Origin of the sequence: Kitasatospora sp. NPDC058218, from assembly GCF_042882445.1 — a bacterium.
Lineage (GTDB): Bacteria > Actinomycetota > Actinomycetes > Streptomycetales > Streptomycetaceae > Kitasatospora.
The window spans coordinates 79,181-105,348 of sequence record NZ_JBHVWC010000012.1; the positions used below are offsets into that span (position 1 = coordinate 79,181).

Here is a 26,168-nt window from a genome sequence, read left to right on the forward strand (position 1 = left end):
TGATGGGGGCAGTGAAGTGAGTACTTCATACGAGAAGCTCGTCGAGGCGCTACGGAAGTCGCTCGAAGAGGTGGGCTCGCTGAAGAAGCGGAACCGCCAACTCGTGAGCGCCTCCAGTGAGCCCGTGGCGATCGTGGGTATGGCGTGCCGGCTGCCCGGTGGTGTCGACAGCCCCGAGGGGCTCTGGAACCTGGTCAGTGAGGGCCGCGACGGCGTCTCGGCCTTCCCCACCGACCGGGGGTGGGACCTCGACGGCCTGTTCGACGAGGACCCGGAGAACCGCGGCACCTCCTATGTGGACCAGGGCGGCTTCCTGCACCAGGCCGGGCTGTTCGACGGGGGTTTCTTCGGGATCTCGCCGCGCGAGGCGCTGGCGATGGACCCGCAGCAGCGGCTGCTGCTGGAGACCTCGTGGGAGGCGCTGGAGCGGGCCGGTATCGACCCGGCCACGCTGAAGGGCACCGACGTCGGGGTGTTCAACGGCATCATGGGCGTCGACTACTTCGCCGGCGGGAGCGTGCCGCCCGAGCTGGAGGGCTTCACGGGGACGGGAGCGGCCGCCAGTGTCGCGTCCGGCCGGATCTCGTACGTGTTCGGCTTCGAGGGCCCGGCGGTCACGCTCGACACCGCCTGTTCGTCCTCGCTGGTGGCGATCCACCTGGCCGCGCAGGCGCTGCGCCGCGGCGAGTGCTCGATGGCGCTGGCCGGCGGTGCGACCGTGATGGCCACGCCCGGTCTCTTCATCGACTTCTCGCGCCAGCGCGGCCTGGCCTCGGACGGCCGCTGCAAGGCGTACGCGGAGGCGGCGGACGGCACCGGCTGGGCCGAGGGCGCGGGTGTGGTGGTCCTGGAGCGGCTCTCCGAGGCGCGCCGCAAGGGTCACCGGGTGCTCGCGGTGGTGCGCGGCAGCGCGGTGAACCAGGACGGCGCCTCCAACGGTCTGACGGCGCCGAACGGTCCGTCGCAGCAGCGGGTGATCCGCAAGGCCCTCGCCAACGCGGGGCTGACCACTGCGGATGTGGACGTGGTGGAGGGGCACGGCACGGGCACGGTGCTGGGCGACCCGATCGAGGCGCAGGCGCTGCTGGCCACCTACGGTCAGGACCGGCCCGCCGAGCGGCCGTTGCGGCTCGGGTCGCTGAAGTCGAACATCGGCCACACCCAGGCCGCCGCCGGCGTCTCGGGCGTGATCAAGATGGTGCAGGCACTGCGGCACGGCGTCATGCCGCCCACGCTGCACGTGGACGCGCCGTCCTCGCAGGTGGACTGGTCGGCCGGTGCCGTGCGGCTGCTGACCGAGGCGCAGGAGTGGCCGGAGACCGGTCGGCCCCGCCGGGCGGGTGTGTCCGGGTTCGGTGTCAGCGGCACCAACGCGCACCTGATCCTGGAGCAGGCTCCCGAGGAGGAGCCGGTCGCGGTCGAGGCCGCGCCCGACACGGTGGTTCCGCTGGTCCTGTCGGCGGCCTCGGCGACGGCTCTGGCCGGCCAGGCCGGGCGGCTGGCGGCCTTCGTCGAGAGCGCCGAGGCGTCCGGGGTCGGGGCGTCCGGGGCCGGCTCGCCGGTCGCGGTGGCGGGTGCGCTGATCGCCCAGCGGGCGGTGCTGGGCGAGCGCGCGGTCCTGGTGGCCGGTTCGCGCGAGGAGACGCTGGCGGGCCTGGCCGCACTGGCGCGCGGCGAGTCCGCGCCCACCGGGGCGATCGGCAGCGCGTCGCCGTCCGGCGGTCCGGGGAAGGTGGTCCTCGTCTTCCCGGGGCAGGGTTCCCAGCGGGTGGGCATGGGTCGGGAGTTGGCGGAGCGGTACCCGGTGTTCGCGGAGGCGTTCGACGCGGCGTGCGCGGCGCTGGACGGGCAGTTGGCGGGCTGGGTGGAGTACTCGGTCAAGGATGTGGTGTTCGGTACGGCGGGCTCCCTGGATCAGACGGTGTTCACCCAGGCGGGTCTGTTCGCCGTGGAGACGGCGCTGTTCCGGCTGGTGGAGTCCTGGGGCGTTCGCCCGGACGCGGTGCTGGGTCACTCGATCGGCGAACTGACGGCCGCGCACGTGGCGGGGGTCCTCTCGCTCAAGGATGCGGCGGCGGTCGTCGCCGCGCGTGGCCGGTTGATGCAGGCGCTGCCGTCCGGCGGTGCGATGGTGGCGGTGGCCGCCACCGAGGCGGAGATCGCCGAACTCCTCGGTGACGGCGTCGACTTGGCGGCGGTGAACGGGCCGTCGTCGGTGGTGCTCTCCGGCGAGGAGGCGGCCGTGCTGAAGGCCGCCGAGAGCCTGAAGGCGCAGGGCCGCAAGGTCAAGCGGCTGACGGTCTCGCACGCCTTCCACTCGGCCTTGATGGAGCCGATGCTGGCCGAGTTCGCGGCCGTCCTGGCCGAGGTGACCTGGGGTGAGGCGCGGTTCCCGATCATCTCGAACGTCACCGGCCGTCCGGCCGAGCCCGGTCAACTGGCCGACCCGGCCTACTGGGTGGAGCACGTCCGCCGGCCGGTCCGGTTCGCCGACGGCATCGCCGCGGCGGCCGAGCTCGGTGACGCGCTGTTCGTCGAGCTCGGCCCGGGTGCCGCGCTCAGCGGTGTGGTGGACGAGACGGTCGACGGCCGCGCGGTGGCGGTGGCCGCCCTGCGCGACGGCCGCCCCGAGGCGCACACTCTGCTGGCCTCGGTGGCCGAACTCTTCGTCCGGGGCGTCGAGGTGGACTGGGCGAAGACCCTGCCCGCCGGCTTCACGGCCACCCATCTGGAGCTGCCCACCTACGCGTTCGAGCACGAGCACTACTGGCTCCCGGCCACCCCGCTCACCGACGTGGCCTCGCTCGGCCAGGGCAAGGCCGACCACCCGCTGCTCGGTGCGATCGTCCAACTCCCGCAGTCCGACGGGCTGGTGTTCACCTCCCGGCTCTCCCTGCGGACGCACGCCTGGCTGGCCGACCACGCCGTCGGGGGAGTGGTCCTGGTGCCGGGCACCGGTCTGGTGGAGCTGGCCGTGCGGGCCGGCGACGAGGTCGGCTGCGGTGCGCTGGACGAACTGGTCATCGAGGCCCCGCTGGTGGTCCCCGAGCACGGCGGCCTGCGGGTCCAGGTCGCCGTCGGCGGTCCGGACGACCGGGGCGCCCGCACGGTGGAGGTGTACTCCGCTCGCGAGGACGCGGTGGACGCCGAGAACGCCACGGACGCCTGGGTCCGCCACGCCACCGGCACGCTGCTGCCGACGACGGTCGGCACCGCCACGCCCGCGTTCGACTTCACCGCCTGGCCCCCGTCCGGCGCGCAGCCGGTGGACCTCACCGGCGGCTACGACCTGTTGGCCCGGGCGGGTTACGCCTACGGCCGGTCGTTCCAGTGCGTGCGCGCGGTCTGGCGGCGCGGTGACGAGATCTTCGCCGAGGTCGCCCTGCCGGAGGAACTGCGGGAGCAGGGCGCCCGCTTCGGCATCCACCCCGGTCTGCTCGACGCCGCGCTGCACTCCAGCATGCTGGACGCGGCGGCCGCGCTGAGCGGCGCCGAGACGGGCGAGGAGCCGGTGGTGCGGCTGCCGTTCGCCTGGAACGGGCTCGTCCTGCACGCGGCGGGCGCGTCCTCGGTCAGGGTGCGGGTGGCCCGGCCTGCGCCGGACGCCCTGTCGCTGGAGGCCGTCGACGACGCCGGCGGGCTGGTCCTGACGCTGGACTCGCTGGTCTCGCGGGCCGTCTCCGCCGAGCAGTTGGAGGCGGCGGCCGGTACGCCGGGCACCGATGCGTTGTTCCGGGTGGAGTGGGCCGAGCTCGCCGCTCCGCCCGTGGCGCAAGCCGGCCCGGCCCCGGTCGGGGTCGCCACCCCGGAGGACGTGGCGGCACTGTTCGCGGGCACGGAGGCCGGCGGGGCGCCGGCGGCCGGCTGGCTGGAGGCCGTCACCGGCGGCGCCGACGACACCCCCTTCGCGCTGACCCGGCGGGTGCTGGAGGTCGTCCAGGCGTGGCTGGCCGGGGCCGGTCCGGAGGGCTCCCGACTGGTGGTGGCCACCCGGGGCGCGGTGCCCGCCGGCGGCGACGCCGCGGTGACCGACCCGGCCGGCGCCGCCGTCTGGGGTCTGCTCCGCGCGGCGCAGGCGGAGAACCCGGACCGGATCGTCCTGCTGGACACCGACGCCGCCGACCCGGTGGACGTCGAGTCGCTGCTCGGCCCGGTGCTGGCCGTCGGGGAGCCGCAGGTCGCGGTGCGCGGTGCGGCGCTGTACGTGCCGCGCCTGGCCCGGGCGGCGGTCGTGCGGGGTGCGGAGCCGGTGCTGGATCCGGCGGGGACGGCGCTGATCACCGGTGGCACGGGGTCGCTGGGCGCGGTGCTGGCCCGGCACCTGGTCACCGACCACGGCATCCGTCATCTGGTGCTGACCAGCCGGCGCGGCCTGGAGGCGTCGGGTGCCCGGGAGTTGGTGGCCGAGCTGCACGAGCTGGGCGCCGAGTCGGTGACGGTGCCGGCCTGCGACGTGACCGACCGGGACGCGGTGGCGGAGCTGCTGGCCGCCGTCCGGCGTGACGGTCGCCGGCTGACCGCCGTGGTCCACGCGGCGGGTGTCTTCGACGGCGGTGTGATCGGCGAGGTCGCCCCGGAGCGGCTGGAGCGCGTGTTCGCGCCGAAGGTGACCGCGACGCGGCACCTGGACGAGCTGACCCGCGAACTCGCCCCGGACCTCGACGCGTTCATCACGTACTCCTCGGTGTCCGCGGTGTTCCTGGGCGCGGGCACGGGTGCCTACGCGGCGGCGAACGCCTACATGGACGGCCTGATGGCCCGGCGCCGGGCGGCCGGTCTGCCGGCGCTGTCGCTGGCCTGGGGCCCGTGGGAGCAGGCCGACGGCATGGGCGCCGACCTGGACGAGCTGTCCCGGAGCCGGATGAACCGGCGCGGTGGCGCCCAGCCGCTGACGGCGGCGGAGGGCATGGAGCTCTTCGACACCGCGCTGTACGGCGACCGGGCGCTGCTCGTGCCGGTCAAGCTCGACCTGCGGGCCCTGCGCGCGGCCGCCACGGCCGGTACCGGGGTGCCGTCGCTGCTGCAGGGCCTGGTCCGTCCCGGCCGGCAGTCGGCGCGGTCCGCCGCGGCCGGCGGCGGCAGCGGGCTGGCCGCCCGGCTGGCCGGGCTGGCGGTCGCCGAGCGCGAGGCGCTGCTGCTGGAGCTGGTCCGTACGCACGTCGCGTCGGTGCTCGGCCACGCGGGCGCGGCGAACGTCGCGGCGGAGCGGGCGTTCAAGGACGCCGGCTTCGACTCGCTGACCTCGGTCGAACTGCGCAACCGCCTCCGCGAGGCCACCGGCCTGAGCCTGCCCGCCACGGCCGTGTTCGACTACCCCACCCCGCTCGCCCTGGCCCGCTACCTGGACGGCGAGTTCGACGGGACGGCGGTCGCGGCGGGCCCGGTCGTCCCCGTGGCGGCCGTGCACGACCCGGCCGATCCGGTGGCGATCGTCGGCATGGCCTGCCGGCTCCCCGGCGGCGTGGCCACCCCGGAGGACCTGTGGCAGCTGGTCACCGAGGGGCGGGACGGCGTGTCGCTGTTCCCCTCCGACCGCGGCTGGGGCCTGGACGAACTGTTCGACGCCGATCCGGAGAGCGAGGGCACCTCCTACGTCAGCCAGGGCGGCTTCCTGCACGAGGCGCCGCTGTTCGACCCGGTCTTCTTCGGGATCTCGCCGCGTGAGGCGCTCGCGATGGACCCGCAGCAGCGGCTGCTGCTGGAGACCTCGTGGGAGGCCATGGAGCGGGCCGGCATCGATCCGGGTTCGCTGAAGGGTACCGATGTCGGGGTGTTCAACGGCATCATGGGCGTCGACTACTACGCCGGTGGCAACGTGCCGGCGGAGCTGGGCGGCTTCGCCCTGACCGGCGCCGGCGCGAGCGTGGCGTCGGGCCGGGTGTCGTACGTGTTCGGGTTCGAGGGCCCGGCGGTGACGGTCGACACGGCCTGCTCCTCCTCCCTGGTGGCGATCCACCTGGCCGCCCAGGCGCTGCGCCAGGGGGAGTGCTCGCTGGCCCTGGCCGGCGGCTCGACGGTGATGTCCAGCCCGAGCATGTTCATGGAGTTCTCGCGGCAGAAGGCGCTGGCGACGGACGGCCGGTGCAAGTCCTACGCGGACGCGGCGGACGGCACGGGCTGGGCCGAGGGTGCGGGCGTGGTGGTGCTGGAGCGGCTCTCCGAGGCGCGGCGCAACGGCCACCGGGTGCTCGCGGTGCTGCGCGGGTCGGCGGTGAACCAGGACGGCGCGTCCAACGGCCTCACCGCGCCCAACGGCCCGTCGCAGCAGCGGGTGATCCGCAAGGCCCTGGCCGCGGCCGGCCTGTCGACCGCCGATGTCGACCTGGTGGAGGGGCACGGCACCGGGACGGTGCTGGGCGACCCGATCGAGGCGCAGGCACTGCTGGCCACCTACGGCCGCGGTCGCGACCCGGAGCGTCCGCTCTGGCTGGGCTCGCTGAAGTCCAACATCGGCCACGCGCAGGCGGCGGCGGGCGTCTCGGGTGTGATCAAGATGGTGCAGGCGCTGCGGCACGGCGTGATGCCCGCGACCCTGCACGTGGACGCGCCGTCCTCGCAGGTGGACTGGACGGCGGGCGCCGTCGAGCTGCTGACCGAGGCCCGCGCGTGGCCGGAGACCGACCGGCCGCGCCGGGCCGGGGTCTCCTCCTTCGGCCTGAGCGGGACGAACGCGCACGTGATCCTGGAGCAGGCACCGGTCGAGGCCGAGGTGGCGACGGCGGCCGACGCCGCGCCCGACACCGTGGTGCCGCTGGTGGTGTCGGCGAAGAGCGACGTCTCGCTGGCGGGCCAGGCCGGGCGGCTGACGGCCCTCGCGGGGGCGGTCGACCCGGCGGCGCTGGCCGGTGCGCTGCTCTCCCGGCGGGCGCTGCTGTCCGAGCGCGCGGTGGTGGTGGCCGGCTCCTCGCAGGAGGCGTCGGCCGCGCTGGCCGCGCTGGCGCGCGGCGAGGGCAGCCCGGCGGTGGTGACCGGCGGCGCCGGGTCCTCGGGCGCGGGCCGGACGGTGCTGGTGTTCCCCGGCCAGGGCGCGCAGTGGGCCGGCATGGGTCGTGAACTGCTGGACTCCTCGCCGGTGTTCGCGGAGCGGATCGCGGAGTGCGGCCGGGCCCTGAGCCCGTGGGTGGACTGGTCGCTGGAGGAGGTGCTGCGCGGCGAGGCGCCCGCCGAGATCCTGGACCGGGCCGACGTGGTGCAGCCGGCGAGCTTCGCGGTGATGCTCGGCCTGGCGGCCGTCTGGGCGTCCGTCGGGGTGGTGCCGGACGCGGTGGTCGGCCACTCGCAGGGCGAGATCGCGGCGGCCTGCGTGGCCGGCGCGCTCTCCCTGGACGACGCCGCGCGGATCGTCGCGGTGCGCAGCCAGGTGATCGCCGGGCAGCTGGCCGGGCGTGGTGGCATGGCGTCGGTGGCGCTCTCCGAGGCGGAGGCCGCGGCCCGGCTGGAGCGCTGGTCGGGCCGGCTGGAGGTCGCGGTGGTCAATGGCCCCCGGTCGGTCGTGGTCGCCGGTGATCTCGACGTGCTGGACGAGGCCGTCGAAGCGCTGACCGCCGAGGGGGTGTGGGTGCGCCGGGTCGCGGTGGACTTCGCCTCCCACACCCGGCACGCCGAGGCCCTGGAGCAGACGCTGGCGGAGGCGTTCGCGGACATCCGCGGCCGGGCGCCGCGGATCCCGTTCTTCTCCACGGTGACCGGCGAGTGGATCCGCGAGGCCGGCGTCATCGACGGCGGCTACGTGTACCGGAACCTGCGCGGCCAGGTGCGGTTCGGGCCGGCGGTGGCCGCGCTGCTGGGCGAGGGCCACACGGTGTTCGTGGAGGCCAGCGCCCACCCGGTGCTCGTCCAGCCGATCAACGAGATCGTCGACGAGGCACAGGCCGAGGCCCTGGTCACCGGTTCGCTGCGCCGGGAGGAGGGCGGGCCGCGCCGGCTACTGACGTCGATGGCCGAACTCTTCGTCCGGGGCGTCGCCGTGGACTGGACCGGCGTCCTGCCGGCCGGCGCCGGCGCCGCCGAGGTGGACCTGCCGACCTACGCCTTCGACCACCAGCACTACTGGCTCGAAAGGACGACGGCGGCCACCGACGCGACCTCCCTGGGCCTGGCGGGTGTCGACCATCCGTTGTTGGGCGCGGTGGTGGAGGTGCCGGAGACGGGCGGGGTGCTCTGCACCTCCCGGCTCTCGCTGCGCACCCACCCCTGGCTGGCCGACCACGCCGTCGGCGACGTCGTCCTGCTGCCCGGTACCGGTCTGGTGGAGCTGGCGGTGCGGGCCGGCGACGAGGTCGGCTGCGGCACGCTGGAGGAGCTGGTGATCGAGGCCCCGCTGATCCTGCCCGCGCAGGGCGGCGTCCGGGTCCAGGTCACCGTCGGCGGCCCGGACGAGAGCGGCTCCCGCACGGTGGCCGTCTACTCGACCCGCGAGGAGGCCGTCGGCGAGCCGTGGACCCGCCACGCCACCGGTGTCCTCACCGCCACGGCGAGGGCCGCCGGCTCCCGGTTCGACTTCACCGCCTGGCCGCCGCCCGGCGCGGAGCGGGTGGAGATCGGCCCGGAGGAGTTCTACGCCGGCCTGCTGGAGCACGACTACGTCTACGGGCCGGTGTTCCGCGGCCTGCGGGCGGCCTGGCGGCGCGGCGACGAGGTCTTCGCCGAGATCGCCCTGCCGGAGGACCAGCGGGGCAGCGCCGCCGGGTTCGGCATCCACCCGGCGCTGCTGGACGCCGCCCTGCACGCGAAGGCGTTCCTCAGCACGGGCGACGACCGCACGATGCTGCCGTTCGCCTGGAACGGGCTGGCCCTGCACGCGGCGGGAGCCTCGTCGCTGCGGGTGCGGGTGGCCCAGCCGGCGCCGGACGCCCTGTCGCTGGAGGCGGTCGACGAGTCCGGTGGCGCGGTCCTGACGGCGGACTCGCTGGTGTTCCGTCCGGTGTCCGCCGAGCAGTTGGGCGCGGCGGCGGGCCGCACGGGCGGCGACTCGCTGTTCGGGGTGGACTGGACGGAGGTGCCGCGGGCCGGGAGCGCCGGGTCGCCGTCCTGGGTGCGGCTGTCCACGGCCGAGGAGGTGGCCACGCTCGCGGAGGACGCGCTGTCCGGGGCGGAGGTCCCGGAGACGGCGATCCTGGAGGCGGTCACCGGCGGTGACGCGGACAGCCCGCTGGATGTGACGGACCGGGTGCTGGAGGTCGTCCAGACCTGGCTGGCCGGGGCCGGGCTGGAGGAGACCCGGCTGGTGGTGGTGACCAGGGGCGCGGTGCCCGCCGGCGGCGACGCGACGGTGGCGGACCCGGCCGGCGCCGCCGTCTGGGGCCTGGTCCGCGCGGCGCAGGCGGAGAACCCGGACCGGATCGTCCTGCTGGACACCGACGCCGCCGACCCGGTGGACGTCGAGTCGCTGCTCGGCCCGGTGCTGGCCGTCGGGGAGCCGCAGGTCGCGGTGCGCGGTGCGGCGCTGTACGTGCCGCGCCTGGCCCGGGCGGTTGTCGTGCGGGGTGCGGAGCCGGTGCTGGATCCGGCGGGGACGGCGCTGATCACCGGTGGTACGGGGTCGCTGGGCGCGGTGCTGGCGCGGCACCTGGTCACCGACCACGGCATCCGTCATCTGGTGCTGACCAGCCGACGCGGCCTGGCGGCCGCCGGGGCCGAGGAGTTGGTAGCCGAGCTGTACGAGCTGGGTGCCGAATCGGTCTCGGTGCCGGCCTGCGACGTGACCGACCGGGACGCGGTGGCGGAGCTGCTGGCCGCCGTCCAGCGTGACGGTCGCCGGCTGACCGCCGTGCTGCACGCCGCCGGCCTGTTCGACGCGGGTGTGATCGGGGAGGTCGACCGGGAGCGGCTGGAGCGCGTGTTCGCGGCGAAGGTGACCGCGACGCAGCACCTGGACGAGCTGACCCGCAAGCTGGCACCGGAGTTGGAGGCGTTCGTGGTCTACTCCTCGGTGTCGGCGGTGTTCCTGGGCGCGGGCACGGGTGCCTACGCGGCGGCGAACGCCTACATGGACGGGTTGATGGCCCGGCGCCGGGCGGCCGGTCTGCCGGCGCTGTCGCTGGCCTGGGGCCTGTGGGAGCAGGACTCCGGCATGGCGGCCGACACCGACGACCTGACCCGCAGCCGGCTGAACCGGCGCGGCGGCCTGCTGGGGATGACGCCGGCCGAGGGCATGGCGCTGTTCGACACCGCGCTGCGCGGTGACCGGGCGCTGCTGGTGCCGGCCAAGCTGGACCTGCGGGCCCTGCGCGCCGACGCCGCGGCCGGGCGCGAGGCTCCGCCGCTGCTGCGCGGGCTGGTGCGTGCGAGCCGGCAGCTGGCCCGGGCCGCGGTCTCCGGTGACGAGCGGCGCCGGCTGGCCGAGCAGCTGGCCGGGCTGCCCACGGCGGAGCGGACGACGGTCCTGCTGGACGTCGTCCGTGCCCAGGTGGCCCTCGTCCTCGGGTACAGCGCCTCGCACCACATCGACGTGGACCAGGGGCTCTTCGAGATCGGCTTCGACTCGCTGACCGCGCTCGAACTGCGCAACCGGCTGGGCGAACTGATGGGACGAAAGCTCTCGGCCGGACTTGTTTTCGATCATCCGACGCCGGGGATGATTGTCGCGCACATGCAGGAACGCATGTTCGGCGAGGGCGCGGGGGGCGTCGCGGCCATCTCGCTCTGAGCCGTCACGACCGACCGGCGGCCCCGGTGGCCGCCCACCACCCACCCTGATCCGGCCCCTGTCCGGCCCGGGAACAAGAGAGGAGTTGACGACATGTTCGACGCGGACGCCTACCTCCGGCACATCGGGTGCGACGGGCGGACGGGCGTGGACATCGAGACGCTGCGGACGCTGCACAAGCGGCATCTGATGGCGATCCCGTACAACATCGCCGCCCAGGACTTCACCGACGGCGTCAACCTCGTCGACCTCGACGAGGACGCCGTGTTCGAGACGGCCGTCGCCGAGGGGCGGGGCGGCACCTGCTTCCAGCTGAACCGGCTGTTCTTCCGGCTGCTGGGCGCCCTGGGCTACGACGTCTCCCTGATGGCGGCCAGTACCGCCGAGGGCAGGGAGAACTTCGGCACCGAGGTCGAGCACATGTTCGTCCGGGTGGCACTGGACGGCGCCGAGTGGCTGGTCGACGTGGGCTACCCGGGGCCGTCCTACCTCGAACCACTGCTCGTCACCGACGCGGTGCAGACCCAGTTCGGCTGCCAGTACCGGCTGGTGGACAAGGGCGACGGCGATTTCGCGTTGCAGCGGCGCGGGCGGGTGACCCGCTGGAGCGTCGTCTACACCTTCAAGCTGCTGCCCCGGCGGTGGAGCGACTGGAAGGAGCTGGAGGACCGTGCCCGGGGGAATCCGGCCCCGCCCCCCGAGGGGGACATGCAGGGCGTTCTCTACGGCCGGGCGTTCGAGGACGGCCAGGTCGTCCTGAAGGGCCGGCGGCACCTGACGGTCCGGGACGGACGGGAGCGGGTGCGCACCGTCGTCGACGACGACGAGCACCGCGTGCTCGTCGGCACCATCGTGTCCGGGGACCTCCCCTGACCCGCAGGAACACCATTCGCAGGCGATGTACGACGAATTCACGAAGGGAATCCAATGGCGAAGAACTCGGCCGATGTGGTTGTCATCGGCGGCGGCCCGGCCGGCGCGGTCAGCGCCTTTGTCCTGGCCAAGCAGGGCCATTCCGTGGTGCTCCTGGAGCGCGACGAGTTTCCGCGCTTCCACATAGGCGAGTCCCTGCTGCCCTACATGATGGGCCTTTTCGACCGGATCGGTCTGCGTGAGGCGCTGGAGACCAGGGGATACGTCCCGAAGTTCGGTGGCGAATTCATCGACCCGACGGAGAAGAAGTTCTTCTCCGGCGTCTTCCGCGCGGACTTCAGCAAGCAGGGCGAGGGTCGCTTCGACCGCGCCTTCCAGGTCGAGCGCGCCAGGTTCGACGCGATGCTCGTCGAGGAGGCGGCCAAGGCGGGCGCCGAGGTCCACCTCGGCGCCGGCGTCAAGGAGCTGCTGATGGACGGCGACCGGATGGTCGGCGTCACGTACGAGAAGGACGGCGAGGAGCACGAGGTCCGGGCGTCGTACGTGATCGACGCCAGCGGCCGGGCCGGGCGCATCGCCAACAAGTTCGGGCTCCGCAAGACGCTGGAGAAGCTCCGGATGGTCGGGGTGTTCCGGCACTACGAGGGCCTCGACGAGAAGCACAACCTCGGTGCCGAGGGCGACATCCAGGTCGGCGCGCACAACGACGGCTGGGTCTGGGCGATCCCGATCTCCAAGGAGGTCATCAGCGTCGGCACCGTGATGCCGCGCGACGTGTTCCGCGCGAGCACGCCGGAGGCGGCGTTCGACGAGCACCTCAACCGGGTGCCGCGGATCACCGCGCGGCTGACCGGCACCACGCCCAGCATGGACCTCAAGATCGAGACCGACTACTGCTACCACGCGGACACCGTCACCGGTCCCGGCTGGGTCATGGTCGGCGACGCGGGCTGCTTCGGCGACCCGATGTTCTCCGGCGGGGTGCTCGTCGCGACGGCCACCGCCACCCGCGCCGCCGAGACGATCGACGCGGCGCTGAAGGCCCCGGCCGACGCCGACCGCCTGATCGACGAGTACTCGAACTACTTCAAGACCGGGTACGACACCTACATCCGGCTCATCCACGCCTTCTACGACGGCGAGCTGGTCTCGGTGGCCGCCGACGCGGGGCGGACCACCTCGCGCGACGCGCTGGAGCGCTACCTGATCCGGCTGATCGGCGGCGACTTCTGGAGCGAGCACAACGCGGTCGCGCAGGAGATGCGCCGGCGTCCGGAGTGGGACACCTTCGCGCCGTTCCAGCGGGTGTTCGGCTGCCCGTCCTACCCGCAGCTCGACGAGCACGACCGCAAGGAGCGGGCCGAGGCCCGCATCCTGCGGGTGACCACCGGCCAGTAACGGCCGCAGCGCCCCCCGCACGCCCGGGGTACCGGCGGCCGACCGCCGCCGGGACCCCGGGCGGGACCCCGGGGCGCGCGCACCACCCGGGCACGCGGCCCACCACGGGCGCAGCACCGAGAAGTCGGTGTTCCACGTTCCACAGAACAGGTTGAAGCGGCGTGAGAGAACAAGTTCCGGTGCGCATCGGCGACCGTTCGTACGACGTGCTCATCGGCCCGGGAGTGCGCTCCTCGCTGGCCGAGGTCATCCGCGGCCTCGGCGCCCGCCGGGTGGCGGTGGTGTCGGCGCGGCCCGCGGAGTGGGTGCCCGACACCGGTGTCGAGACCCTGCTGCTGCCCGCCCGGGACGGTGAGCCGGACAAGAACCTCGCCACCGTCGAGGCGCTCTGCGCGGAGTTCGTGCGGTTCGGGCTCACCCGCTCCGACGCCGTGGTCTCCTGCGGCGGCGGGACGACCACCGACGTCGTCGGCCTGGCGGCGGCGCTCTACCACCGCGGGGTGCCCGTCGTGCACCTGCCGACCACGCTGCTGGCGCAGGTGGACGCCAGCGTCGGCGGCAAGACGGCGGTCAACCTGCCGTCCGGCAAGAACCTGGTGGGCGCCTACTGGCAGCCCGCCGCGGTGCTCTGCGACACCGACTACCTGTCCACCCTGCCGCGCCGCGAACTGCTCAACGGGCTCGGCGAGATCGCCCGCTGCCACTTCATCGGCGCCGGGGACCTGCGCCCCCTCGCGCTGGCCGACCGGATCGCCGCCAGCGTCACCCTCAAGGCCGGCATCGTCTCGGCCGACGAGCGCGACACCGGCCTGCGGCACCTGCTCAACTACGGCCACACCCTGGGCCACGCCCTGGAGGTGGCCACCGACTTCGCGCTGCGCCACGGCGAGGCGGTCGCCATCGGCACGGTCTTCGCGGGCCTGCTCGCGGGCGTCCTGGACCGGATCGACCCGGCCCGGGTGGACGAGCACCGGGAGGTCGTCGCCTCCTACGGCCTGCCCGGCGCACTGCCCGAGGGCGTCGAGCCGGCCGAACTGGTCCGCCTGATGCGGCGGGACAAGAAGGCCCTCAGCGGGCTCGCCTTCGTCCTGGACGGCCCCGCGGGGGCGGAACTGGTCCACGACGTGCCCGAGCGGGCCGTCGCACAGGCGCTGGCGCGGATGCCGAGGCAACCGCTCGCCCGGCTCGTCGGGCACGGCGCCGACGGGCCCGCAGGGACGGGAGCGGCGGTGGCATGAGGTACTCACCACGGCGGCCGCCCGCCGAGCGGGCGCCGGAGCGGACCGGGAGCCCGGTGGAGCGGCTGCTCGCCGACCGCCTCGCCGCCGCACTGGCCAGACCCGCGGCGCAGCAGCCCCGCTGGCCGGACCGGGCCCGGGCGCGGGAGGTGGTCGGCCGGCTGCGCGACGCCGCCCCGATCGTGGCGCCCGCCGAGACCGCGCGGCTGTCCGAGCGGCTCGCGGCCGTCGCCCGGGGCGAGGCCTTCCTGCTCCAGAGCGGGGACTGCGCGGAGACCTTCGCCGACAACACCGAGTCGCACCTGCGCGCCAACCTGGGCCTGCTGAAGCGGATGGCGCTGGTGTTCACCCACGCCACCGGCCTGCCGGTGGTTCCGGTCGCCCGGGCCGCCGGACAGTACGCCAAACCGCGCTCCCAGCAGGTCGACGCGCAGGGCCTGCCGGTCTACCGCGGTGACATCGTCAACGGCGTCGAGCCCACCCTCGCCGCCCGCACCCCGGACCCGGAGCGGATGCTGCTGGCCCACGCCGACGCCGCCCGGACGATGGCCGTCGCGCGCCGGCTCTGCCGGGAGGACCTGGGCGACCCGCACGCCCTGCACGCCGAGAACCTCCGCTTCGTCCGCAGCTCGCCCGCCGGCCGCCGCCACGCGCCGGCGGTCGAGGAGATCGGCCGCGGCCTGCGCCTCCTGGACGGGCTCGGGGCCCGCGGGCGGACGGCGCGGCAGAGCGAGATCTACGTCAGTCACGAGGCTCTGCTGCTGGACTACGAGAGCGCCCTGCTCCGGGTGGCGGACGACGGGCCCGAGCCGCTGCTCTCCAGCGGGCTGGCGCACTTCCTCTGGATCGGGGAGCGCACCCGCGGCCCGGAGGACGCGCACATCGCCTTCGCGGAGCTGCTGGCCAATCCGATCGGGCTGAAGATCGGCCCGGGCACCACCCCCGAGCAGGCGGTCGAGTACGTGCGCCGGCTCGACCCGCACGGGACCCCCGGACGGCTGACGCTGATCAGCCGGATGGGGCACGCCCGGGTGCGCGAGGTGCTCCCGCCGATCGTCGAGAAGGTCACCGCCTCCGGCCACCAGGTGGTCTGGCAGTGCGACCCGATGCACGGCAACTCCCGCACCGCGGACAACGGGTACAAGACCCGTCACTTCGACCACGTCGTCGAGGAGATCGCCGGCTTCCTCGACGTCCACCGGCGGCTCGGCACCCACCCCGGGGGCCTCCACCTGGAGGCGACCGGCGAGGACGTCACCGAGTGCCTCGGCGGTGCCCGGGGGATCACCGAGCACGACCTGCCCGGCCGCTACCGGACCGCCTGCGACCCCCGCCTGAACGCCGAGCAGTCGATGGAACTCGCCTTCACCGTCGCCGGGCTCCTCGCCGGACGGTTCGCCGAGCAGTGCGCGCCGGGCACCGAACCCCGCCCCGAGAGGCCACGATGACCGACACTCCGCGGGCCGCCGCCCCACAGGGCACGCCCATCAGCGGTGCCACCCGCCTGTACGCCGTGCTCGGCGACCCGGTCGCCCAGGTCCAGTCGCCCGGGCTGCTGAACCCGCTGTTCGCCCGGCTGGGCATCGACGCGGTGCTCGTCCCCGTGCACGCCCGGCCGGGCGACCTGGCGACGGTGGTCCGCGGGCTGCAGCACATCGGCAACCTCGACGGCCTGTTCGTCACCGTGCCGCACAAGGCGGCCGCCGCCGGGCTCGCCGACCGGCGCAGCCGCACCGTGGAGATCACCGGCACCGCCAACGTCCTGCGGCGCGAGCCGGACGGCGGCTGGCTCGCGGAGAACTTCGACGGCTCCGGCTTCGTGGCGGGCCTGGCGCGGGCCGGCCACGAAGTCCGCGGCCGCAGGGTCGCGCTGGCCGGCGCCGGCGGGGCGGGCAGCGCCATCGCGGCCGCCCTGCTCGCGGCCGGCGCGCAGCGGCTCGCCGTCACCGACCCGGACGGGCCGCGGCTGGCCGCGCTCGTCGCACGGCTGGCCGAGCACTGGCCCGGCCGGGTCCGCGCCGCGGCCGAACCGCCCCTGCGCGACAGCGACATCGCGGTGAACGCCAGCCCGCTGGGCCTGCGCCCGGGCGACCCACTGCCGTTCCGGCCGGACGCCCTCGCCCCCGGCGGCGTGGTGGCGGACATCATCATGAAGCCGAGCGAGACGCCGCTCCTGCGGCAGGCGGCCGCCCTGGGGCTCGACGTCCACCACGGAATCCACATGCTGAACGGTCAAGTGGACGAGTACCGCGCATTCTTCGGGCTGCGCTGACCGTCGATCAGCAGGTCGGGACCGACGACTACCAGAACGAGGGATGCGGGGCGCCGAGGGTGGCGCCTACTGTGAGGCCGCAATACCTTGCGTGAAATCCCAGGGGCCATTGTTCCGCTGTTCCGTCGGCCACGCGCCCCGCCCGCTTAATCCCGCCAGGCAGTCCAAAAGCGGAGACCAGTTCGTAGCGGAGATTTGGAGAGACATGAACGCGCGACCGGCACCGGAATTCCCCTCCTGGCCGCAGTACGACGACGACGAGCGGAGCGGCCTGATACGCGCTCTGGAGCAGGGCCAGTGGTGGCGCATGGGCGGGGACGAGGTGAACTCCTTCGAGCGCGAGTTCGCCGGGTACCACGGCGCGCCGCACGCCCTGGCGGTCACCAACGGCACGCACGCCCTGGAGCTGGCGCTGCAGTGTCTGGGCGCCGGTCCGGGCACCGAGGTCATCGTGCCGGCCTTCACCTTCATCTCCTCCTCCCAGGCCGCCCAGCGGCTCGGCGCGGTCGCCGTCCCCGTCGACGTCGACCCCGGGACGTACAACATCGACGTCGCGGCGACGGCCGCCGCCGTCACCCCGCGCACCCGGGTGATCATGCCCGTGCACATGGCCGGGCTGATCGCCGACATGGACGCCCTGGGCAAGCTCTCCGAGGACACTGGTGTGCCGCTGCTCCAGGATGCCGCGCACGCGCACGGCGCGCGCTGGCAGGGCAAGCGGGTCGGCGAGCTCGGCTCGGTGGCCGCCTTCAGCTTCCAGAACGGCAAGCTGATGACCGCCGGCGAGGGCGGCGCCCTGCTGTTCCCCGAATCGGAGCTGTACGAGGCCGCGTTCCTGCGCCACAGCTGCGGCCGCCCGCGCACCGACCGCCGGTACTTCCACCAGATCGCCGGCACCAACATGCGGCTCAACGAGTTCTCGGCGTCCGTGCTCCGCGCCCAGCTGCGCCGCCTCGACGCCCAGACGGAGCTGCGCGAGCAGCGCTGGACCCTGCTGTCCGGCCTGCTCGGCGCGATCGACGGCGTCGTCCCCCAGGGCAGCGACCCGCGGGCCGACCGCAACTCGCACTACATGGCGATGTTCCGCATCCCCGGCATCACCGAGGAGGGCCGCAACGAGCTCGTGGACCGCCTGGTCGAGGCCGGCCTGCCGGCCTTCGCCGCGTTCCGCGCGATCTACCGCACCGACGCGTTCTGGGAGACCGCCGCCCCCGACGAGACCCCGGAGGCGGTCGCCGAGCGCTGCCCCAACACCGAGGCCATCAGCCGGGACTGCGTCTGGCTGCACCACCGGGTCCTGCTCGCCTCCGAGGAGGCCCTGCACGCCACGGCCGCGATCATCGCCGACGCAGTGGCAGCCCTGTGAGGCTTCGCGCCGCCGTCGTCGGACTCGGCTGGGCCGGCCGGGAGCTCTGGCTCCCGCGGCTCGGGACGCACGAGGACTTCGACGTGGTCGCCGTCGTCGACCCCGACCCGGCGTTGCGGGCGGCGGTCGGCGGGGCGACGGGCATTCCCGCCCACGCGGCGGTGGACGCCCTCGACACCCGCGACGTAGACGTCGTCGTCGTCGCGGTGCCCAACCACCTGCACGCCGAGGTGGCCGCGGCCCTGCTGCGGCGCGGTCTCTCCGTCTTCCTGGAGAAGCCGGTCTGCCTGACCACCGCCGAGGCCGACACCCTGGCGCAGGCCGAGCGCGGCGGCGGCATGCTGCTGGCCGGCAGCGCCGCCCGCCACCGCGCCGACGTCCGGGAACTGGCCCGGCTCGTCCCCGACCTGGGGCGGGTGCGCCACGTCGACCTGGCCTGGGTGCGCTCGCGCGGCGTGCCGAAGGCCGGCGGCTGGTTCACCCAGCGCAGCAAGTCCGGCGGCGGCGTGCTGGTCGACCTCGGCTGGCACCTGCTGGACGCCCTGGCCTCCCTGATCGGCCCGGCGGAGTTCGCCCAGGTGGTCGGCGCGACCTCCGACGACTTCGTCAACGTCGGTGCGTGGTCCGCCGCCTGGCGCCAGGACCGGCCCGCCGACGCGCTCGCGGGCGACGTCGAGGACACCGCCCGCGGCTTCCTGGTCCGCGAGGACGGCATCTCCGTTTCACTGCGGGCCAGTTGGGCCTCGCACGAGGCCCTGGACGTCTCGCGGATCCTGGTCGAGGGCAGTGGCGGCAGCGCGGAGCTGAGCTGCACGTTCGGCTTCAGCCCCAACCGGCAGCCCGAGCCGGTCCTGACCCTGACGCAGGAGGGCGCCACCCGTCGGATCCCCGTGCCCGCCGAGCCGATCGGGGCCGAGTACCGGCGCCAACTGGACGGCCTCGGGGCGCTGCTGGCCGACCCCGCCAACCGCGGCCGGGCCATCGCGCAGGCGCGCGGCACCGTCCAGCTCATCGAGAGTTTCTACGAGTCGGCCCGCGTTGCCGGCCGGGCGCGATCCGCCCGGCCCGCAGCCGCCCACGAGGAGGTGAGGACCTCATGACCGCACCATCGGCACCCGGGTCCGCCACGACCACGGACCTTGCAGCACACCCCCGGCAGGCGGTCGTCTTCGACCTGGACGGGGTCATCGTCGACAGCTTCGCGGTGATGGGCCAGGCCTTCGCCATCGCCTACGCCGAGGTCGTCGGGGACGGCCCGGCGCCGTTCGAGGAGTACCAGCGCCACCAGGGCCGCTACTTCCCCGACATCATGCGGATCATGGGCCTGCCGCTGGAGATGGAGGCGCCCTTCGTCCGCGAGAGCTACCGGCTCGCGCACCAGGTGCAGGTCTTCGACGGCGTCGTCGAACTGCTCCAGGAACTGCGCGACCGGGGGCTGCGGATGGCGATCGCCACCGGCAAGGCCGGCGACCGGGCCCGCTCCCTGCTCGACGGCCTGGGCCTGCTCCCGTACTTCGCCCACGTGATCGGCTCCGACGAGGTGGCCCGGCCCAAGCCCGCCCCCGACATCGTGCTGCGCGCGCTGGAACTGCTGGACGTGCCCGCCGAGCGGGCCATCATGATCGGTGACGCGCCGACCGACCTGGCCAGCGCCCGCGGCGCCGGCGTCGCCTCCGCCGCCGCCCTCTGGGCCGGCCCGGACGAGGCGGAGCTGCTCGCGGCCGGCCCCGACGTGGTGCTGCGCCGCCCGGCCGAGCTCCTCGCCCTCTGCCCGGCCCTCACCGGGCGCTGACCCGACCGCACCGGAGGCGGCACACGATGCGGACCCGCGACAGCGCACCGGAGCGCGGCACCGACCGGGCCGGTGAGGGGCGCGCCGACGGCGGGCCCCGCTACCTCGGCATCGACGTCGGCGGCACCAAGGTCGCCCTCCGGGCGGAGTCGGCGACGGGCCCGGCCGAGGAGACCGCCTTCGCCTGGGGCGCGGGCCGCGGCGCCGAGCACGACCTGGCCCGACTCGCCGCGAGCGTGGGCACGCTGACGGCCCGGACGGGCGAGCCGTTCCGGGCCGTCGGCGTCGCGATGCCCGCCACCGTCGGCCCGGACGAGCGCGTCACCGCCTGGCCCAGCCGGCCGGAGTGGACCGGTCTGCCACTGGGCCCGGCCCTGCGCGCGCTCTTCCCCGGGGCGGCCGTCGCCTGGGCGGACGACGGCGACCTGGCGGCCCTCGCCGAGGCCGAGGCGGCGGGCTGCGAGGACCTGCTCTACCTGGGTGTCGGCACCGGCATCGGCGGCGGCCTCGTCCTGGGCGGCCGGCTCTGCCCGGGACCGGACCGCGGCTCCTTCGAACTCGGCCACCTGGTCGTCGAACTGGACGGCCCGGTCTGTGTCTGCGGCCGCCGGGGGTGCCTGCAGGCGACCGCCTCCGGACCGGCCACCCTCGCGCGCGCCGCGCACCTGCGCGGCGCGCCCGTCGACTTCGACGACCTGCGGGCGGGGCTGCGCGACCGGCAGGCGTGGGCCGTCACGGCGCTCGACCGGACCGGCCGCGCCCTGGCCGTCGCCGCCGTGGGCGTCGCCGAGCTGCTCCACCCCCGGCTCGCCGTGCTCGGCGGCGGCTTCGCGGCCGGCGTCCCCGAACTCGTCGACCGGGTGGCCGAGCACCTCGCCGCGCTGGCCCGGCCCGGCCTGCCCCGGCTGCCGGTCGCCCCGGCCCGGCTGGGCGGCCTCTCCTCGCTGCGCGGTGCCGTCCTGCTCGCCCGCCGGCAGTAGGGCCGCTCCGGCGGCGTGGTGGCGACCTGCAGTGACGACCCGTCCGGACCGCTCGGTCCGGACGGGCCGCCGTCACGTCAACTCCGGTGGCCCGCCGCACCCGCCGGCACGGGGGCCGTCAGCCGGGCCCGCAGGTCGTCCACCAGCGCGGCCGCACCCTCCGGGCCTTCGGCCGCGCCGAACACGTGGTAGTCCGGGCGCACCATCAGCGCGCTCGCCCCGTACCGCGCCAGGTACGCCCCGTACACGCCGTCCACGTCCACCACCTCGACCACCCCCGGGTCCGCCGCCGCGTCGCTCCCGGCACCGCCCTGTCCACCCGGCAGCAGCCGCACCACGAACGCCTCCAGGCCGGCCAGGAAGGAGAGCCGCTCCGCACCGAGCCCGGCGTCCGCCCCGGCCGCGAGCAGCAGCACGAAACCGCGCCCGACGACCTCGTCGAACGGGCCGCTGCCGCCGGGGCCGTCCACCGTCCCCTGCGGCACGACCTCGCCGGCCGGCCGGGCCGGCTCCTCCGCGCCCCCGCGGTACAGCAGGCCCTCGGTGAGGGGCTTGGCGGGCTCGGGCCGGGTCGGCCCCCGGCCGCGCCGGTTGGCCAGCACCGTGGCGTCCCGCTCGGCGGCGGCCGCCGGGTCCGTCACGCAGATCACCCGGCCCAGCTGGACCGAGGCCAGGATCGACTCCTGGACCTGCGCCCGTCGCTCCTCGGTGTACGTGTCCAGCACCGCCTCCTCGGCGAGGCCGCTCATGACGAGGTCCAGCTTCCAGGACAGGTTGACCACGTCCCGGATGCCCGAGCACATGCCCTGCCCGGCGAACGGCGGCATCAGGTGCGCCGCGTCACCGGCCAGCAGCACCCGACCCACCCGCCACCGCTCGGCCCACCTGGCCTGGAACATGTACGTGGTGCTGCGCAGCAGGGTGGCGGTGTCGGGCGTGACCCCGAACGGGGCCAGCAGCCGCCACGCCGTCTCCTCGCGGTTCAGCTCGGCGGCCCGCTCGCCCGGCAGCCGCATGAACTCCCAGCGCCGGTGCCCGGGGCCGCTGCCGACCAGGGTGGTGGGCCTGGCCGGGTCGCAGATCTGCACGTTGGTCGGCACGAAGGCCTGCGGTTCCCGCAGTTCGACGTCGCACAGCAGCCACTCGTAGGAGAATCCGAGGTCGGTCACGGGGACGTCGAGGTGCTCCCGGACGAAGCTGTTGGCGCCGTCGCAGCCCACCACCCAGCGGGCCGAGAGCGTCTGCACCGCGCCGTCCTCGTCCTCGGCCGTCACCACCACCCGGTCGCCCCGGTCGGCGATGCCGACGGCCTGCCGGCCGCGCAGCACGGTGACCCCGGGCAGCAGCCCGGCCCGGGCGGCGAGCAACTCCTCCAGGGCGGGCTGGTGCATGGTGTTGGCATCCGGCCACCCGTAGGGGCCCTGCGGCCTGAACTCGATGTCCAGCAGGGTCTCGCCGCTCGCCGTCCGCCACTGGTAGCCGGAGGCCGGCTCGGTGATCCGCCCCAGGTCCGGGCCGATCCCGCAGGCGGCGAGCAGCCGGGCGGTCTCCCCGTCGAAGCTGGTCGCCCGGGGCAGCGTGTACGGGCGCCGCCGGCGCTCCAGCACGGTCACCCGCCGGCCGCGCTGGGCGAGCAGGACCGCCAGCGCGGCCCCGATCGGTCCGTTGCCGACGACGACCACGTCCGCGTCCGTCGGGCCGGTCGAGGGCTCGTGCGGTGACACCTTGGGCATAGGGACCCCTCATCGCAGGGAGGCGGCGGACCGGTGCGGACCGGTGCACGGCGGATGGGCACGGCGGTGGGACCACGGCGGAGAAGCGGGGGAGGTGCTCGGCTCGGACGCCGCGGCGGCTGTGCGCGGCAACGGGGCGCGACAGCCCTGGCAGGAACATCGGAAGACTACTATCGCGACCCGCCGAAAGCGTCAACGTCCGGCCCGGGCTATCAGGTCGGGGGATACCACGACGGGCCCGGACGGGCCTATTCTGCCGAGGTCCCGAACAATCCGAGGACCCGTGCGGAGTCCGCCACCATCGCCGATCGGCCTGTGCTGGGGAACGTGCCACGGACCGTTGCCCGAAGGGAACTTTCGGCATGGCTCAAGCGACGGCCCATTACGAGAAGTGGGTCAGTGTCTTCCACCCGGTGCCGAACAGCGCCGTGCGGCTCGTCTGTCTGCCCTACGCCGGCGGGTCGGCGAGCTTCTTCTTCCCGGTGTCGCGGGCGCTCGCCCCGAAGGGGATCGAGGTGCTGGCCGTCCAGTACCCGGGCCGCCAGACCCGGCACCAGGAGCCGGGCATCGACAACATCCCCGACTTCGCGGACCAGATCTTCGCGGCGCTGCGGCACCTGGACGACAAGCCGCTGGCCCTGTTCGGCCACAGCATGGGCGCGGTGCTCGCCTACGAGGTGGCGCTGCGCATGCGCCGGGCCGGACTGCCCGCGCCGGTACGGCTGTTCGCCTCCGGCCGGCGCGCGCCGTCCCGCTACCGCGACGAGCGGGTGCACACCGGGTCGGACGCGGAGGTCGTGGCCGAGCTCAAGGCGCTGAGCGGCACCAGCCAGGTCATGCTGGCCGACCCGGAGGTCCTGGCGATGATCCTGCCGGCGATCCGCAGCGACTACACCGCCGTCGAGCGCTACCGGCACGACCCCGACCAGGGGCTGGACTGCCCGGTGACGGTCCTCACCGGTGACGCCGACCCCCGGGTGTCGATCGACGAGGCGCGTGCCTGGGAGGAGCACACCACCGGGGCGTCCGAGTTGGAGGTCCTCCAGGGCGGCCACTTCTTCCTCGCCGACCGGAGCGCCCAGGTGATCGAACTCGTGGCCCGGCGACTGACCGGGCAGGGCGTCCCCACCAACCGTTGAACCACCTCCCGGAATAGGTCGACATGCTCATCGCCGCACCCGTGCCGACGATCGGCCAGCATTCGCTCCTGGTGTTCCTCCTCCAAATAGCCGCGCTGCTGCTGCTGGCGCTCCTCCTCGGACGGCTGGCCCAGCGCTTCAACCTGCCCGCCGTCGCCGGCGAGCTGTGCGCGGGGGTGATCCTCGGGCCCTCCATCCTCGAACCGCTGCTGCCCGGCTTCTCCGACTGGCTGCTGCCGCAGAAGCCGGACCAGATGCACCTGTTGGACGCGGCCGGGCAGCTCGGTGTGCTGCTGCTGGTCGGCGTCACCGGCGCGGAGCTGAAGTTCGGCCTGGTGCGGCGGCGCGGTCTCACCGCCGCCCGGGTCAGCATCGCCGGTCTGCTGCTGCCGCTGGGCCTCGGGATCGGCACCGGCTACCTGCTGCCGCGCTCGTTCCTGCCGAGCGGCGCGAACCCGGCGGTCTTCGCGCTCTTCCTCGGCGTGGCGATGTGCGTCACCGCGATCCCGGTGATCGCCAAGACCCTGCTGGACATGAAGCTCCTGCACCGGGACATCGGCCAGCTCATCCTGGCCGCGGGCGTGGTCGACGACGTGGTGGGCTGGTTCCTGCTGTCCGTCGTCTCGGCGATGGCCACCGCCGGGCTGACCGCCGGTGTCGTCACCACCGCGATCCTGTACCCGATCGGGGTGGTGGTCTTCGCCTTCCTGATCGGCCGTCCGCTGGTCGGCATGGCGCTGCGGGCGGCCGGGCGCTCGGAGAGCCCGGCGCCGACGATCGCCACCGCCGTGGTGATGGTGCTGTTCAGCGCGGCGGCGACGCAGGCGATGCACCTGGAGGCGATCTTCGGCGCCTTCGTCTGCGGGGTCCTGATCGGCACCAGCGGCCAGCTGGACACGGAGAAGCTGGCCCCGCTGCGGACCACGGTGCTGGCCTTCCTGGCCCCGCTCTTCTTCGCCACCGCCGGCCTGCGGATGGACCTCACCGCGCTGGGCCGCCCGGTCGTCCTGGGCGCCGCGGTCGCGGTGCTCGCCGTGGCGGTCTTCGGCAAGTTCGCGGGGGCCTTCATCGGGGCCAGGCTCAGCCGGCTCAACCGCTGGGAGGCACTGGCGCTCGGTGCCGGCATGAACTCCCGCGGCGTCGTCGAGGTGATCGTGGCGATGACCGGCCTGCGGCTCGGCGTCCTGAACACCGAGACGTACACCATCATCGTCCTCGTCGCGATCGTGACCTCGCTGATGGCGCCGCCCATCCTCCGGTACGCGATGACCCGTGCCGAGGAGGTCGCCGAGGCCGAACTCGTCCTGGGCGACAAGCACGCCGGCCCGGCGCGGACCGCCGGCCGGGCGGGGACCACCGATCCTGCACGGACCACCGATCCGGCGCCGACCCCCGGCCGGGCACCCGGTGGGATCCGCGTCTCCGACCAGCGAGGTGACTCATGAGCACGATGCTTCTCCTGAACGGCCCCAACCTCGGCATCCTCGGCCAGCGCGAGCCGGAGATCTACGGCACCGACACATTGGCCGACATCGAGAAGGCCGTCGCCGAGGAGGTGAGCGGCCGGGGCTGGGAGGTCCGCTCCATCCAGCACGACTCGGAGGGCGACCTCGTGCGCGCCATCCACGAGCACCGCCTCAGCAGCGTCGGCGCCGTCGTCAACCCCGGCGCCCTGATGATCGCCGGGTGGAGCCTGCGCGACGCGCTGGCCAGCTATCCGCGGCCCTGGGTCGAGGTGCACCTGAGCAACGTGTGGGCGCGCGAGCAGTTCCGGCACGAGTCGGTGATCGCCCCGCTGGCCGGCGGCGTGGTGGTCGGCCTAGGCGCCTTCGGCTACCGCCTGGCGGCCCAGGCCCTGATGCACCTGACCGCCGCCGACCGCTGACGCGGCGTCCCGGCCTGTTCGGTTGTTCGACCCATCCGGCCCGTTCGGACCGTGCGTTGAGAGGAAGATCCGGCCCATGAGGCTCAAGCTCCACGAAGTCGGCGACGGCGACAAGGTCGCGCTGCTCGTCCACAGCATCATCTCGTCGGCGGACACCTGGAGCCGGGTGGCGCCCCGGCTGGCCGACCGCGGCTACCGGGTGATCATGCCCGACCTGCGCGGCCACGGCGACAGCCCGCACGCCGAGGAGTACACGCCGGAGCTGCTCGCCGCCGACCTGGTGGAGTCGCTGCCGGCCGGTGCCGACCTCGTGATCGGCCACTCGTTCGGTGCGTCGGTGCTGTCGCTGGCGGTGGAGGGGCTGCGCCCGGCCAAGGTGGTCTACAGCGACCCGGCCTGGCGGTTCAGCGAGAAGTCGGTGGCCGAGATCCGGGAGTTCGCCCAGTTCACCAAGGTGGCGACCGCCGACGCGATCCGCCCGATGTTCCCCCGCTGGGCGCCCGAGGACCTCGACGCCGAGCTCGCCGGGTACGCGCGGTGGGACGTCCGGGCCGTCGACTGGCTGGAGAGCACCCACGACTACGTCCCCGCCCGGCCGATCGTGCCGTCGCTGGTCCAGGGCGCCGGCGACCACCACCTCGTCCCGGACGAGCTGGCCGCGAGCCTGCGCGCGAGCGGCTTCGAGGTGCGGTACGTGCCGGACACCGGCCACTGCATCCACCGGGACGACCTGGACGGCTTCCTGACGTCCCTCGACGGCTGGATCTGACCGTATGGACAACGGAAATTGACGGTCATTCAGGCCGTTCGGGCGGCGACACGACGAGGCCGCCGCCCGACCGGC

At 74.5% G+C, this 26,168-nt stretch carries 14 protein-coding genes and 1 pseudogene; 14 read left to right on the forward strand and 1 reads right to left on the reverse strand.

What is annotated here, in order from left to right; genetic code table 11:
• Positions 1-31: 31 nt before the first annotated feature.
• The 10 genes and pseudogenes from ACFVYI_RS09790 to ACFVYI_RS09835 form a co-directional block, all read left to right on the forward strand.
• Positions 32-10,648, forward strand: a pseudogene (locus tag ACFVYI_RS09790) (type I polyketide synthase); the annotation flags it as partial.
• A gap of 93 nt (positions 10,649-10,741) precedes the next feature.
• On the forward strand, positions 10,742-11,521 hold the full coding sequence (locus ACFVYI_RS09795) for an arylamine N-acetyltransferase (RefSeq protein WP_387882825.1): 780 nt from the start codon (positions 10,742-10,744) through the stop codon (positions 11,519-11,521).
• A 54-nt stretch (positions 11,522-11,575) separates the two neighbouring features.
• Positions 11,576-12,919, forward strand: a complete 1,344-nt coding sequence (locus ACFVYI_RS09800) for an NAD(P)/FAD-dependent oxidoreductase (RefSeq protein WP_387882827.1) — start codon at positions 11,576-11,578, stop codon at positions 12,917-12,919.
• Positions 12,920-13,080: 161 nt separating this feature from the next.
• Positions 13,081-14,157: a 3-dehydroquinate synthase family protein gene (locus tag ACFVYI_RS09805; RefSeq protein ID WP_387882830.1), complete on the forward strand. Its 1,077-nt coding sequence runs from the start codon at positions 13,081-13,083 to the stop codon at positions 14,155-14,157.
• Complete coding sequence (locus ACFVYI_RS09810; protein WP_387882833.1) at positions 14,154-15,605, forward strand: 3-deoxy-7-phosphoheptulonate synthase; 1,452 nt, start codon at positions 14,154-14,156, stop codon at positions 15,603-15,605. Before ACFVYI_RS09805 ends, ACFVYI_RS09810 begins: the two co-directional genes overlap by 4 nt.
• On the forward strand, positions 15,602-16,429 hold the full coding sequence (locus tag ACFVYI_RS09815) for a shikimate dehydrogenase family protein (protein ID WP_387882836.1): 828 nt from the start codon (positions 15,602-15,604) through the stop codon (positions 16,427-16,429). The genes ACFVYI_RS09810 and ACFVYI_RS09815 overlap by 4 nt, the downstream gene beginning before the upstream one ends.
• A 205-nt stretch (positions 16,430-16,634) precedes the next feature.
• A complete protein-coding gene (gene rifK / locus ACFVYI_RS09820; RefSeq protein WP_387882838.1) occupies positions 16,635-17,795 on the forward strand; it encodes a 3-amino-5-hydroxybenzoate synthase in 1,161 nt (386 codons plus the stop codon).
• The gene (locus ACFVYI_RS09825) at positions 17,792-18,895 is read left to right on the forward strand and encodes a Gfo/Idh/MocA family protein (RefSeq protein ID WP_387882839.1); all 1,104 of its coding nucleotides are present in this window, start codon (positions 17,792-17,794) and stop codon (positions 18,893-18,895) included. The genes rifK and ACFVYI_RS09825 overlap by 4 nt, the downstream gene beginning before the upstream one ends.
• Positions 18,892-19,587: an HAD-IA family hydrolase gene (locus ACFVYI_RS09830; protein WP_387882842.1), complete on the forward strand. Its 696-nt coding sequence runs from the start codon at positions 18,892-18,894 to the stop codon at positions 19,585-19,587. The genes ACFVYI_RS09825 and ACFVYI_RS09830 overlap by 4 nt, the downstream gene beginning before the upstream one ends.
• 26 nt (positions 19,588-19,613) lie before the next feature.
• The gene (locus tag ACFVYI_RS09835; RefSeq protein ID WP_387882843.1) at positions 19,614-20,567 is read left to right on the forward strand and encodes an ROK family protein; all 954 of its coding nucleotides are present in this window, start codon (positions 19,614-19,616) and stop codon (positions 20,565-20,567) included.
• Between the two features lie 77 nt (positions 20,568-20,644).
• Here ACFVYI_RS09835 and ACFVYI_RS09840 read toward each other — a convergent pair whose 3' ends face one another.
• A complete protein-coding gene (locus ACFVYI_RS09840; RefSeq protein ID WP_387882846.1) occupies positions 20,645-22,300 on the reverse strand; it encodes a bifunctional 3-(3-hydroxy-phenyl)propionate/3-hydroxycinnamic acid hydroxylase in 1,656 nt (551 codons plus the stop codon).
• Positions 22,301-22,662: 362 nt separating this feature from the next.
• Between ACFVYI_RS09840 and ACFVYI_RS09845 the strand changes: the two genes are divergently transcribed.
• The 4 genes from ACFVYI_RS09845 to ACFVYI_RS09860 all read left to right on the forward strand — a co-directional run bounded on the left by ACFVYI_RS09845 (position 22,663) and on the right by ACFVYI_RS09860 (position 26,093).
• Positions 22,663-23,439, forward strand: a complete 777-nt coding sequence (locus ACFVYI_RS09845) for a thioesterase II family protein (protein ID WP_387882848.1) — start codon at positions 22,663-22,665, stop codon at positions 23,437-23,439.
• Between the two features lie 23 nt (positions 23,440-23,462).
• A complete protein-coding gene (locus ACFVYI_RS09850; protein WP_387882851.1) occupies positions 23,463-24,884 on the forward strand; it encodes a cation:proton antiporter in 1,422 nt (473 codons plus the stop codon).
• Positions 24,881-25,324 (forward strand): type II 3-dehydroquinate dehydratase, encoded by a 444-nt coding sequence (locus tag ACFVYI_RS09855; RefSeq protein ID WP_360628464.1) that lies wholly within the window; start codon positions 24,881-24,883, stop codon positions 25,322-25,324. Before ACFVYI_RS09850 ends, ACFVYI_RS09855 begins: the two co-directional genes overlap by 4 nt.
• 76 nt (positions 25,325-25,400) lie before the next feature.
• Positions 25,401-26,093 (forward strand): alpha/beta fold hydrolase, encoded by a 693-nt coding sequence (locus tag ACFVYI_RS09860; protein WP_387882853.1) that lies wholly within the window; start codon positions 25,401-25,403, stop codon positions 26,091-26,093.
• Positions 26,094-26,168: the final 75 nt, after the last annotated feature.

Bases quoted from the DNA above. Each gene is read 5' to 3' on its own strand.
- ACFVYI_RS09795 (WP_387882825.1), top strand. From the start codon at position 10,742: ATGTTCGACGCGGACGCCTACCTCCGGCACATCGGGTGCGACGGGCGG.
- ACFVYI_RS09800 (WP_387882827.1), top strand. From the start codon at position 11,576: ATGGCGAAGAACTCGGCCGATGTGGTTGTCATCGGCGGCGGCCCGGCC.
- ACFVYI_RS09810 (WP_387882833.1), top strand. From the start codon at position 14,154: ATGAGGTACTCACCACGGCGGCCGCCCGCCGAGCGGGCGCCGGAGCGG.
- ACFVYI_RS09815 (WP_387882836.1), top strand. From the start codon at position 15,602: ATGACCGACACTCCGCGGGCCGCCGCCCCACAGGGCACGCCCATCAGC.
- rifK (WP_387882838.1), top strand. From the start codon at position 16,635: ATGAACGCGCGACCGGCACCGGAATTCCCCTCCTGGCCGCAGTACGAC.
- ACFVYI_RS09830 (WP_387882842.1), top strand. From the start codon at position 18,892: ATGACCGCACCATCGGCACCCGGGTCCGCCACGACCACGGACCTTGCA.
- ACFVYI_RS09835 (WP_387882843.1), top strand. From the start codon at position 19,614: ATGCGGACCCGCGACAGCGCACCGGAGCGCGGCACCGACCGGGCCGGT.
- ACFVYI_RS09840 (WP_387882846.1), bottom strand. From the start codon at position 22,300: ATGCCCAAGGTGTCACCGCACGAGCCCTCGACCGGCCCGACGGACGCG.
- ACFVYI_RS09845 (WP_387882848.1), top strand. From the start codon at position 22,663: ATGGCTCAAGCGACGGCCCATTACGAGAAGTGGGTCAGTGTCTTCCAC.
- ACFVYI_RS09850 (WP_387882851.1), top strand. From the start codon at position 23,463: ATGCTCATCGCCGCACCCGTGCCGACGATCGGCCAGCATTCGCTCCTG.
- ACFVYI_RS09855 (WP_360628464.1), top strand. From the start codon at position 24,881: ATGAGCACGATGCTTCTCCTGAACGGCCCCAACCTCGGCATCCTCGGC.
- ACFVYI_RS09860 (WP_387882853.1), top strand. From the start codon at position 25,401: ATGAGGCTCAAGCTCCACGAAGTCGGCGACGGCGACAAGGTCGCGCTG.